This is a genomic window from Ruegeria sp. N11 (assembly GCF_056531525.1).
The window spans coordinates 1-10,400 of the sequence record NZ_JBQFLX010000042.1; the positions used below are offsets into that span (position 1 = coordinate 1).

The following is a 10,400-nucleotide window of genomic DNA, read 5'->3' on the forward strand; positions in this document are numbered from 1 at the left end:
GCGGCGGGTCGCGACCCGTTACGACAGATGCCCAAAGGTCTTCCTGTCAGCCATCGCGCTGGCGGCAATCGTCACTTACTGGCTATGTGTCCTGACCCTAAGCCATTACTTCGGAACTGTAGAAGAACTGATCCGTCGAATACTCTGGTTAGCTTTTTGCAAGCCGAAGATCAGTTGAGCATGGCAAAATTCAGGATATGTTTGGATTGTCCTCGGCCTGACTGAACAATCGCACGCCTCATTGTCACCACCACCTTTGCTTTACCCAAACATGTTCACCCAGCGGATCAGCATTGGCGCAAGGCAAATCAACAACAAAACGGGCATCATGCACATGGCCATAACGGCGGACATTTGCACTGGAAGGCGGTTTGCCTTTTCCTGAGCGCGTAGCTCGCGATCAAGCCTCATGTCAGTCGCAAACCTGCGCAACGATGCGGAAATGCTGGTGCCATACTGGTTGGATTGTAAAAACGCGTTGGCAAATGAACTCAACTCGTCGATTCCGACCCGGTCGGCCATGTCAAGAAAGGCGGCCTGTCGTTCCTTGCCCGCCTGCAATTCCAACTGAAGAATTGAGAACTCCTGCGAAATCTCGGGCGCCGCACTTGCCATCTCATGTGACACACGGATCATCGCTGCATCAAAACCCAGACCGGCCTCAATCGCCACCTGCAGCAGATCGAGTGCGTTTGGCAGGCTGTGTTCAATTGCCTGGCGGCGTTTCTTTATGCGATAGCGCAACCAGATTGCGGGTCCATAGAAGCCCGAGACCATTAACACCGTTACGATTTGCAATGTGTTCATCCAAGTAACACCCTGCAATATGCCGGCGATCCCCAATTGAACCTGGGTTTCTATTGGCAGCGCCATGGCTGCGACAAATGTGGCCGGCAGGACAAATCCCAAAATTACACGGCAGGTGTAGTATGTGCGAATGGCGTGCTTTCGTTGAATGCCAGCCTGTCTTAGGAGCTTGCCAATCCTGGAACGTTCGTTCTTCGACGACGGAACGAACGCCTTGAGAAGCCCGTGCGGATCGCGGTTGTCGCCTTGAATGAGGTCAAAATCCTGACCGTGCCCACTTGAAACTGACCCTCCACGCATGCGCTGTGCCGCCGTGTTGTCGGCCTCGGTTAACCCGGACAGGCCCATGACAACAAAAAACACGCTAAGGGCAATTCCGACGAGCAAAAAGAACTGCGGCGAGAGGCTTTGCTCACTCAGAAACTCTTGAATAATATCCATATCATCAGCCCTTTTTTTAGAACTTGAACTTAACCAAGCGGTTCAAGATGAGCCCCTGAGCAATTGTCAGGCCTACAATCACGCAGGCGAAATAGGGAAACAGTGGGTCATTGCGAACGTCGCCGTAGAAGGTAGGCGTGGAAATTTCGATCGATAGGTAGATAATTACCGGCAAGATCGTGAGGATTAGGCTGCTCAGACGACCTTCAGCGGAGATCGCCTTGATCTTCTTCTGCATTGTGTGCCGGTCCCTGATGGTTTGGGACAGGATGGTCAGAACCCGCGCAAGGTTGCCGCCGGTTCCATGCTGAATGCCAATACTCACGGCAAGGTACTTTGCGTCCTCGGTGCCAACGCGTTGCGCAAAGTCGTGAAAGCCAGTCGCGACATCATCGCCGTAATTGATCTGATCTTTGATGATGCCAAATTCCGTGCCGATTGGATCCGGCAAGTCCGTTGCGACGTTTCCAACCGTAACAGCAACCGGATGACCAACCTTCAATCCCCGGGCCATCAAATCCAGAGCGTCCGGCAGTTGTTTTGTCAGCTTCTTCGATCGAGCGTTCTTCATGGCGACCAGCACGATGAACGGCCCAACGAGACCGAGAACCGCGCTCAGAAGGGCTGCCAATTCCTGGACGAGAAACCGGGACGCGCCTGCGAAGGTCAACAAGGCCAAGAACACGACTGCGAGGGCAGCCCATATCGGACTGATCGTTAACCCCGCTTGAACGAGCAAACGGCGAAAACGAACTATTGGACCGGCTTTTTCCCCCGCGGCGAGCATCGCGGGATCCCGAAGGACTTGCAGTACTTGATCACTTGAGGCTCCGTCCTGAATCATCTTCATGCGCCGGTTCCTGGCTTCGCTTTGGGTTTCCCTGCGAAGCAGAAGCTGGTGCAGACCCTCGTAAACCAGCAGAATGCCAAGAAAAATCGCGATATAGATCAGAATGTTCAGTGTGTTTGGTTGCAGATCAATCATGACGTCATTGCCCCGCGAATAAACATGTCGCTATCCACATCAATGCCCGCGGCAACCAGTTGGTCGAAGCATTTTGGGCGGATGCCGGTCGGCAGGAACTCTCCCAATACATCCCCGTTTTCAGACTTGCCGCGACGTTTGAAGACAAAGATGTCCTGCATGGTGATCGTGTCGTCCTCCATGCCGGTGATTTCCGAAATGCTGACGACCCTGCGTGTACCATCGCTGAGGCGGCTCAGTTGCAACACGATTTGGATGGCCGAAGCGATTTGAGACCGGATGGTCTTGATGGGCAATTCTGCCCCCAACATAGTCACCATCTGTTCCACCCGGCTGAGCGCATCACGCGCTGAGTTTGCGTGAACGGTGGTCATCGACCCGTCATGGCCGGTGTTCATGGCCTGAAGCATGTCAAAACATTCAGCCCCACGAACTTCCCCGACAATAATGCGATCCGGCCGCATCCTGAGCGCATTGCGCACCAGATCGCGTTGAGTGATCACGCCCTGTCCCTCCGAGTTTGGGGGGCGGGTTTCCAGACGAACCACATGGCTTTGTTGCAGCTGAAGTTCGGCGGCGTCCTCGATTGTTACGATACGCTGATTGCCGTCGATAAAGGATGAAACGGCGTTCAGCATTGTTGTTTTGCCGGAACCGGTGCCACCGGAAATCAGGATGTTCAACCTTGCTTCGACCAGCGCCTCCAGAAGCTTGGCAGCTTGGCCGTTCATGCTTTCTCGCTGAACGAGCTTGTCGATCGTCAAAGGATTGCGCGAGAATTTGCGGATCGACAGCGCAGGCCCGTCCACGGAACACGGGCGAATGATTGCGTTGACACGGCTGCCGTCCTCCAGGCGCGCATCGACCCATGGCTGGGATTCATCAATGCGACGACCGACTTTGCTGACGATCTTGTCAATTATCCGAAGCAGATGGCGTTCATCGCGAAAGCGTGCCGTCGATTCTTCTAACAAACCAAAGCGTTCCACGTAGACTTGATCATATGAGTTGACCAGAATGTCGTTGACCGTCGGGTCTTCCAGAAGTGGTTCCAGCGGACCCAGCCCCATCACTTCGTGAATCAACTCGTCGACCAGTGATGTGAAAGCCTCGGACCGCAAATGAAGGTTTTCCGCCTCGATCAGGCCTGTCACCAACGATGCGATTTGACGTTTCAGCTCCGACCGCTCAACCTTGTCGATCACGGACAAGTTTAGCCGGTCAAGAAGTTCGCCGTGCAAACGGCTTTTGAGCTCCAGATGCGCTTGCAGATCAACGTCCACGGGTTCCGGAGTCACCTTGGGCCTGGGTACTTCGATTGGCTGCTCAAGGACCAAGACATTCGAATTGGATGCAGCCTTGCGTGATCTATACTCATTGAACACGGTGATCTCCTTTTAAGTCGTTTTTGTTGCCACCGGCCGAACGTCTTCAGACATCGCGCCAGCAAGTTTTGTCAGGGCTTTGCCAAGGTCGGATCCCGGCTTCATGTCCACGATGGGACGCCCAAGATCGACTGAGTTGCGGGCGACCTTGTGGTTCTCGGGCAGCCAGTGTTTCAGCTTGGTTTTCAGGACTTTCTCTGCCTCGCGAACGTGCCCCGGCTTGAGCAGAGTCTTAGGTTCGCGGTTCACAATAACTTCGACCGGAAGAGAGACATTGGCTTCGCGGTAGAAATCAATCAAACGTCGCGCTTGGCGCACGCATGGCACGGTTGTGTCAGTAACCAGCGCAAGCTGGGTCGCACGCTTGAAAATGGGTTCGACCCATTCGACAACGGCACAGGGCAGGTCGATGACAATATAGTCGTAACGACGTTGAAGCAGATCGAGCATACCTTCGAGAAGGTTCGTATGTATCGACTGAAGCGGAACCAAAGGGGCAGGCGCGCAAAGCACGTCGATGCCGAGTTTGTGGTTCTGAAGGATCGATGACAGGAAATGGTCATCGGGCTCATCCGAGTTTTCGATGAACTGAAGGCACCCTCCGTTGTCTTCGAGATCCAGAAACACGTTTGCGTTTCCGAATTGCAGGTCGAAGTCCAAAAGTGCGACGCGTTTTTTCTCAGTCTTCCGAAACAGGGAGCCCTTGCTGCCAACCAGCGAGCACGCAAGGTTCACCGCAACAGTAGACGCGCCGATACCGCCACGGGATTTTGCAACCGGGATAACCCGACCCAAGGCGGACAGACCGTTCCTCGTCTGAAGCTGCGGAACGGTGCGCGATATGGTTCTTTCACTGACCGCAGCTTTCAATCCCTCGCCATCGATCGACAAGGGAAGCACTTCGTCGATACCAATTTTCCGCAGTTCACGGGCTTTGGTGATCGAAAGATCATTCTGCGTCAGCGCCACGAACAAGGTGTCATCATCGCGATGCGTCAGCAGTTCTTCGACGGCTTGTACCTCGCCCGAGTCATCCGGGTCGATTTCAAATATCACCACGTCATGCTTGAACGCCATTTCGCGGGCGGTTCCGTTCAGTGTTTTGAACGAGCCAGCCAATTCAGAAACTTTGTTTTCTTTGACAGCGGGAAACGCGTTTGCGACCGCCTGCGCGATTGTTTCTCCTGCTGACAGAAGCATGACCGATTGTGACTTGAGATCTGAAACGTGGTTACTCATTACCCTGACTCTCCTAATGCAAGGTCTTCAGCAGGCAGCGAGACGCTGAAATTGGAATAGCCGGCTGTCGAAGAGATTGTGCTGCTTGTCGCACCCGCGGCGTTGGCCAAAGCGGCCAGAGGCGACACGAACTGAAAATCACTCAGGTTCAGTTCAACAGTGACCATGGGTGTGTAAGGGCCGCCCAGGAAACCCAGATTGGAATTGAAATCATAGGAAAATTGCAGTGCGCTGATGGTTGTGCCCGGTGGCAGAAGCGGACTGACGCGATCCCAGATTTCCGACGCAGTGGCGTTGGTGGCGATACCCGAACACGTAGGGGTCATGGGATCGGCGCATATGCCGACCGAGGCACTGCATGAGGTGCCGAAACGAGGTTGGAGTGCAGATGTTCCTCGCGTGTGAGTTTGCGGAACGCCAGCACACGCAGGTGGACGCACCACGGCGATACGAGCGGCCAACTGCGCTGCTTTTTGTGCGTTCACTCCACTGTACGAAAGCCTGCCAAAGTCCAACAGCGCAAGGAACAGGAAAGAAAACAACGACACGACCAGCGCAAATTCGACCAGAACGCCACCATGCTGCTCTTGCAGGAATGAGCGACCGCTCTGTCGCAAACGCGCGTGGATATCCAGCAGGCGTCTCATTGGCCAAAAATCCGCGATGTATCAGCGACGTCCGTGGTCACTGATGTCGCACCGCTGCCGAACAGCGTCAGGATGCCGCCCAGCGGAAACTGAATGGTGATATTGGCACTCACCTGGCCAACAGGGGCCGGGTTCATTCGATAGGTGCCGGACACGCAAGACAGGCTTGGCGTCACGGAATTGACCGTCACGCTGGACGGAAACAGGTTATTTCCGTTGATGTCCTGCTCAACAATGTTTTTCAAAGTCGTGGTCAGCCCCGCAACAGAGCCACCGGATGTGCAGATATCTGCAGGTGTAACTCGCGACAAGTAGCGGCTGGCATCGCGCACACCGGCGATGACCGACTGGTACGACCACATAAGGCGCGCCGACTCCAGAGTTACGGCCAATAGAAGCAACATGATCGGCATAACAAGGCCGAACTCGACAAGGATTGCGCCGTCGTCGTTCCTGGCGAAACGTCTGAAAGGAAATCTGTGCCTCATACTCATGAACGTGCGCCTTTAACGATACAACTGTACGACGTCGCGGAAGATGCCACCGAAGCCATTACCGCCGCTTCCAACACCGGTGACATCCGGGAAGCCGACGACCTCGCCGTGAATGTCAAAACTGGGTGGCGAGCTGCCATCATCGCCCACCGGTTCCGTCAGGAAGACGGCAACGAATTTTGTTACGGGAACCCCGGTCGTCGAACCGGAAACAGGGTTTTGTGCGCAATCAACGCCGGCCGCTGTTACAACGCGCCGCGCCGGGTCATTCGACATTTGGCTTGAACACATTGGGCGGCCGGTTTCGGCAAGAGAAGGATCAAGGATGGCGTTAGCGTTTGGTGCTGCGTAAGGGTTTGTATTCCCGTAGGCAATTTCCCGAAGATACATCCCGTATCGCGTGCCCGCGAATACTGAATTCGACCCTGACAACGGGGGCAGGTGAGTGTCACTGCCAACACCGTCTGCCAGCCCATCAGCCAGATCGTGGTTCTGGTTCAGGTAGCCGGCCCGATCCCAGGTGCCATCGCCGAAACGGTTGTTTCCGCCGCAGGTGCCCGCCGCCATGCACAGGTCGCGACCAAGGCCGGTTGTGTCGGGTGTCGGTTGTTCGTTGCCTTGAATGCAAGCGCCGCCACCGTTCTTTTCAATGCCCTTGATCACGTTCGGCGCCGGCGCGAAATCTATGTTGTTTTTCTCGCCATTGAGAACAGAGCGGTAGATGTCAAAACGCACGTTGAATGCCGCGTTTGTGATGCCGACTTTCTGCCCTGGTTCCGTGTCCAGCCCGTTGGTGAGAATGCACTGGGTGATCTGGCTTTGCGCCGCGATGAGGCACGCCAGTTTGTTGCCACCTTCGTCTGCGCACACACCCGAGGTGTCCTGGAAGTTTGCCAGATCGATGAAGCCAAAATTACCGGGCCCCCAGGCAGTACCATTGCCGCCACTGCGAAGCAGGATTTGATCGCCGACTGTCAGAGTGGACTCCCAATTCGGCGGAAGGCAGAACATGAGAGGTGAAATATCGCACGCGGCTTTCGAGTATCCGGCCACCGCTTCGGCCGAAACGCCGGCAGCCGAGAAACCGCTCCCTCCAAGCATTTTGTCCAGTGCGGAAGCAAGGCTCATGCTCAGCGATTTCGGTGTCAACACGACGTGCGCGAACTTTGCTTGACGCGGATCTGTCGTGAGGTCCGCGCCGAGCGGCGTAAGATCTGAAGCAGGAAGCGCGGAGTGAAACGAGAGGGTATAGTCAGATGAACCTGAAAGCGCGGCGCTGCCATTCGCAAATGTCTGACTGTCACTAATCAGATTTGCCGCCGCATTTGTGGCCCGCGAAATCGCATTAGGTTGTCCGTCCAGCTCAGCGGCCGCAGCCAGGGCCACGTTGTCCGCAAACGACTGAAGCTCGGCATGGGTAGAGTTCAACCGGCCAACATCCAGAGTGATCGCAAAGAAGCCGAGGAAAGCGACCAAGGCGGTGCCCCACAGGATTGCTACCGTACCACGGTCATCCTTGATGAAATCGGATATGAAAGCAGCTACTCGCATGGCAGGGCTTACTGGCTGGGTGCCTGGCTGATTTTTATCGTTCGAGCGCGAGGTTTGACCTGCGGCGTCGCGACCGCCGGGGCAAGTTGAGCATCTTTCTGGGGGGTCGTTTCCAGTTCGGTGACAGGCTCGGCGTCTGTTCTCTCTTCCGCTTCGTTGAGCTGCCTTTGGATGGTTACAACCTCGGTCTCGGTTCCGCGACGGACCGTTACAGTTGGTTGAGCTTCGACTTTCTCCACCGGGCCTTCTTCCTGCAAAAGATCGCGCAGGCGAACCATTTCCATGGGTTCATCTTCAACATTATCCAGTGTTCTGAGCGTCAGACTCAGTGTTCCGGCCTTTTGAGCCAGCGCCAGACGTTGTCCCTGCTGTGGGGTGACCTCAACGGTTATCGTCCGGGCGATCTCAGGTTGATCGCTGAGTTCCTCTGACTGCTGATCCACGCCAATCACGCGGATGTTCTGCAAGATGGTCACCGCGCGAAGTTCCTGCTTCGCACCTTGCGTCAGGACGATGTCTACATGATCGCCGGGCGTGACAAATCCGCCAACCGCAGTCACGGCATCGACCTCGATCGCCATGGCGCGCGTGTTTTCTCCAAGTTTCTGAACCAGCGTGACTTTTTCACCAAAGTTCGAAACCTTTGAAAGAAGCATCACTTCGCCGGGGTAGAACCGCCCTTTGGCGCGGCGCAATTGGCGGCGGTTGTCGGGAACAAGAACGTCGATTTCCGTGAAAACTCCGGCCGGAAGTGCTTCGCGCGGCCAGGGGTGGATCGTAACGTTGTGAGCTTCGATCGTTTGGCCAAATGCGATCTCCGATCGGGCCACATAAATTTCGACCAAATCTGCATCAGGCGATACGCTTGCTGTGTTGGCCTTGAACTGAATATGGTCTTTCGCCAGGTAAACGGAACCGGAAGCTATCGCAATTCCAAACAGCGTAGAAATTATTGGTCTGATACGCATATCTCTCTCCAAAAGTCTCGCACTCAAATACGGAACTTCGGCTTTCCTGTTTTTGCGAAATTCCTGGCGGTAAATTCTGCGCCGCCAAACTTGAGTGAGGGCGCAGAATTCTTTGATGTTCTGACCTGGTTTCGGTCAGCAGGTTGCACTGCCCAAAGCAGCACAGGCACCAGTCACGTTTGTATTGGTGGTAGTGCCCAGATACGAAAATGCACCGACTGCAATCGAGGCGACCACCAAAAGGGCCAGTCCGTACTCAACAATTGCCGCACCGCTTTCGTTCTTGGCAAACTTCTTCAAAAATTTGATCATTATTTCCCCCAAAAGGTTAAGTTAGTTTCAACGCTCCACAGTAATGCAGCGCAAGCCAGGCAAAAAATGCTTTAGCTTGGAATCAGAATAGGGGCGTGGGAAGCAGCATCCTTCCCTCAAAGGTAAATATATTACACGCAAAGGATGTAAGTTGTATGCTGCTATCACTTAAAGGATTAAAAGAATTAACCCAGCATTAACAGGGTGTTAAAGCGCGAAAGAATCATCTCGGCTGTAAACAATGGCTCGGCCAAGGCTGAAATTGTAATCAATTTGATAGCCAGTTTTGGGGTGTGGAAATTTTTCTCTGGAGGGAGCTTGGTAGTTGAGAATATGTAGAGATTTGAAAAAAATTGATAGATATGAATGATTTATAGTAATCTACTTGTGGCCCGTTTGAACGCGGAAGTGCAACCCGCGCGGTGAAACCGGTTGCTCATAGGTTTCGTGTAGAACAAATTTGTCGTCCAGGTTCGGACGTGTTTGGTTTGACGATTTTTTTTATCTAGTTGGGTTGTGGGGTATGAGTGTCAGTTTTGTTAAGAGCACCCACGCGAAGGACAGTTTTAACTTCGTGATGGAATGGACGCGGGCCGTAAATAACAATGGCTCTATTCTAAATGCAGCAAATTTTTTAATGCGTCTGCTAAATGCGGATGCGCTTTTAATTGTCAGGGTTTCGAAAGCTGGTTGGAAAGTTAAGCACATTGCACGGTGTTGCGTCCAACAAGGGAAGATATGGCCGTCGCAACCTCAAACCCAAGCAGAATTGGTTTTTGGGGAATGCATCTCAAATGCAAAGCCGGGATCTATCTGGACATTAACGGATATGATGCTATCCGGTGCGGCACCAATGTCTCGCTATCAATATCATAGACCTGAAGGGTTGGTCGAAGTCATTGTGGTTCCGCTTGAGACAACCGCGTCACATATCGACTACATTGAATTGCACTACAGTGTCAGCCCTCTGGAACCCGATCTGGATTTGTTAGCTGTTTTGACTTCAACTCTTTCGACTGGATGGAAGAACCGTTTGCCCGGTGCGATTTCTGCAAAGTCCGAGCAGCCCCGCAGCCATTGTCTGTCCGAAGACAGCGGCGGCGACTATGTCCCGATCCTTGATCCTCAGAACCCGGCGGCGCTCAGCAGATGCGAGTTCCGGGTTTGTGCGATGATGAGGGAAGGAATGACAGTAAAGCTAATCTCGGAAACTCTTTCGGTTGGCCCCGCAACTGTTCGTTCACACCTCAGTTCAATTTTCTCTAAAACCGGTACGTCCAATCAGGTCGAACTTTTGCATCTGTTAAATCGGAACGCCCAAGCTGGAGGAAAGCTCAAGGGTTTTGCAGGTTGACAATAAAAATTGGTAACTGGTGTTTGAAGTTTGCTGGCTGACAAGACGAGCTGCTCATGTGGGATTGAAGTATGTCGTCTGATATTGCGACGTTTGGGTTTTCGCCAGCATGGGTTCTCCGCTTGCCTAGGGTCAGGACTCATAACCAATAAATGACGGTTGCGGCGAGGGCGATGGCGGAGAGGAAGACCTTCGGGCATCTGTCGTATCTGGTCGC

The 10,400-nt window shown here is 53.8% G+C and carries 10 protein-coding genes and 1 pseudogene; 2 read left to right on the forward strand and 9 right to left on the reverse strand.

Features of this window, described 5'->3' with window-relative positions:
* Window positions 1-85: pseudogene (locus ACR0J8_RS23415) on the forward strand (IS5/IS1182 family transposase); the annotation flags it as partial.
* A gap of 176 nt (window positions 86-261) precedes the next feature.
* Here ACR0J8_RS23415 and ACR0J8_RS23420 read toward each other — a convergent pair.
* The 9 genes from ACR0J8_RS23420 to ACR0J8_RS23460 all read right to left on the reverse strand — a co-directional run bounded on the left by ACR0J8_RS23420 (window position 262) and on the right by ACR0J8_RS23460 (window position 8,829).
* Window positions 262-1,248, reverse strand: a complete 987-nt coding sequence (locus ACR0J8_RS23420) for a type II secretion system F family protein (RefSeq protein WP_480892645.1) — start codon at window positions 1,246-1,248, stop codon at window positions 262-264.
* Window positions 1,249-1,264: 16 nt separating this feature from the next.
* Window positions 1,265-2,233, reverse strand: a complete 969-nt coding sequence (locus ACR0J8_RS23425; protein WP_480527813.1) for a type II secretion system F family protein — start codon at window positions 2,231-2,233, stop codon at window positions 1,265-1,267.
* Complete coding sequence (locus ACR0J8_RS23430) at window positions 2,230-3,618, reverse strand: CpaF family protein (RefSeq protein WP_321253552.1); 1,389 nt, start codon at window positions 3,616-3,618, stop codon at window positions 2,230-2,232. Before ACR0J8_RS23430 ends, ACR0J8_RS23425 begins: the two co-directional genes overlap by 4 nt.
* Window positions 3,619-3,630: 12 nt before the next feature.
* Entirely contained in the window at window positions 3,631-4,857 is a 1,227-nt protein-coding gene (locus tag ACR0J8_RS23435) for a CpaE/TadZ family protein (protein ID WP_480527811.1), read from the reverse strand.
* The gene (locus ACR0J8_RS23440) at window positions 4,857-5,504 is read right to left on the reverse strand and encodes a TadE/TadG family type IV pilus assembly protein (RefSeq protein WP_480527809.1); all 648 of its coding nucleotides are present in this window, start codon (window positions 5,502-5,504) and stop codon (window positions 4,857-4,859) included. Before ACR0J8_RS23440 ends, ACR0J8_RS23435 begins: the two co-directional genes overlap by 1 nt.
* Window positions 5,501-5,998 (reverse strand): TadE/TadG family type IV pilus assembly protein, encoded by a 498-nt coding sequence (locus tag ACR0J8_RS23445; RefSeq protein WP_480527807.1) that lies wholly within the window; start codon window positions 5,996-5,998, stop codon window positions 5,501-5,503. The genes ACR0J8_RS23440 and ACR0J8_RS23445 overlap by 4 nt, the downstream gene beginning before the upstream one ends.
* Window positions 5,999-6,010: 12 nt before the next feature.
* Window positions 6,011-7,549, reverse strand: a complete 1,539-nt coding sequence (locus tag ACR0J8_RS23450) for a TadE/TadG family type IV pilus assembly protein (RefSeq protein WP_480527805.1) — start codon at window positions 7,547-7,549, stop codon at window positions 6,011-6,013.
* 8 nt (window positions 7,550-7,557) lie between these two features.
* Complete coding sequence (gene cpaB / locus ACR0J8_RS23455; RefSeq protein WP_480527803.1) at window positions 7,558-8,517, reverse strand: Flp pilus assembly protein CpaB; 960 nt, start codon at window positions 8,515-8,517, stop codon at window positions 7,558-7,560.
* Between the two features lie 135 nt (window positions 8,518-8,652).
* Complete coding sequence (locus ACR0J8_RS23460) at window positions 8,653-8,829, reverse strand: Flp family type IVb pilin (RefSeq protein WP_480527802.1); 177 nt, start codon at window positions 8,827-8,829, stop codon at window positions 8,653-8,655.
* Between the two features lie 523 nt (window positions 8,830-9,352).
* Between ACR0J8_RS23460 and ACR0J8_RS23465 the strand changes: the two genes are divergently transcribed.
* On the forward strand, window positions 9,353-10,183 hold the full coding sequence (locus ACR0J8_RS23465) for a helix-turn-helix transcriptional regulator (RefSeq protein WP_480892650.1): 831 nt from the start codon (window positions 9,353-9,355) through the stop codon (window positions 10,181-10,183).
* Window positions 10,184-10,400: the final 217 nt, after the last annotated feature.

Excerpts from the sequence above, each read along its gene's own strand:
- ACR0J8_RS23420 (WP_480892645.1), bottom strand. The coding sequence starts at position 1,248 with ATGGATATTATTCAAGAGTTTCTGAGTGAGCAAAGCCTCTCGCCGCAG.
- ACR0J8_RS23425 (WP_480527813.1), bottom strand. The coding sequence starts at position 2,233 with ATGATTGATCTGCAACCAAACACACTGAACATTCTGATCTATATCGCG.
- ACR0J8_RS23435 (WP_480527811.1), bottom strand. The coding sequence starts at position 4,857 with ATGAGTAACCACGTTTCAGATCTCAAGTCACAATCGGTCATGCTTCTG.
- ACR0J8_RS23440 (WP_480527809.1), bottom strand. The coding sequence starts at position 5,504 with ATGAGACGCCTGCTGGATATCCACGCGCGTTTGCGACAGAGCGGTCGC.
- ACR0J8_RS23445 (WP_480527807.1), bottom strand. The coding sequence starts at position 5,998 with ATGAGTATGAGGCACAGATTTCCTTTCAGACGTTTCGCCAGGAACGAC.
- ACR0J8_RS23450 (WP_480527805.1), bottom strand. The coding sequence starts at position 7,549 with ATGCGAGTAGCTGCTTTCATATCCGATTTCATCAAGGATGACCGTGGT.
- cpaB (WP_480527803.1), bottom strand. The coding sequence starts at position 8,517 with ATGCGTATCAGACCAATAATTTCTACGCTGTTTGGAATTGCGATAGCT.
- ACR0J8_RS23460 (WP_480527802.1), bottom strand. The coding sequence starts at position 8,829 with ATGATCAAATTTTTGAAGAAGTTTGCCAAGAACGAAAGCGGTGCGGCA.
- ACR0J8_RS23465 (WP_480892650.1), top strand. The coding sequence starts at position 9,353 with ATGAGTGTCAGTTTTGTTAAGAGCACCCACGCGAAGGACAGTTTTAAC.